The organism is Lactobacillus sp. N54.MGS-719 (genome assembly GCF_000980505.1).
GTDB classification, from domain to species: Bacteria; Bacillota; Bacilli; order Lactobacillales; family Lactobacillaceae; genus Lactobacillus; species Lactobacillus amylovorus.
On sequence record NZ_LARO01000140.1, the window covers coordinates 1 to 404 of the forward strand.

Sequence of the window (404 nt, forward strand, 5' to 3'; positions counted from 1 at the left end):
GCCCGGCGCTGCCTGCGAGACAAGACACGTTGGGCATGGGCCAGCTTCTTTTTGGCTTTGCGGTAAAAGCGTGGATTAGCGACCATTGATCCATTTGATTCCGTCAAGAAATTATCAAGGTTGAGATCTATTCCAATTTGACTCTGCGTCTTAGGCAAGGCTTTAACAAAAGCAGTATCGCTGCCTAATTGCATAGACAGGTAGAACTGGTCATCAGCAGTCTTTTTTATCGTGACTGTGCCAATTCTAGTTGGAATCTGCTTAAGCAAGCGCTCTTTAATCAGTTTTCTAAAACCAGCAATGCGGACAATTCCCAGCTTAGGCAATTTAATATGTTTAGCATCAATAAATCTAGCTGTCCCGTTATCAAGATAGGCTTCTGACTGCTTAGGATATTGACAGTT

Annotated in this window: 1 protein-coding gene; it reads right to left on the minus strand. The window is 43.3% G+C overall.

All coding sequences use genetic code 11. The annotated features are described in order from the left end of the window. The coding region (locus WS44_RS09655) for a transposase (protein ID WP_046434135.1) at positions 1 to 404 on the minus strand (404 nt) is incomplete at both ends.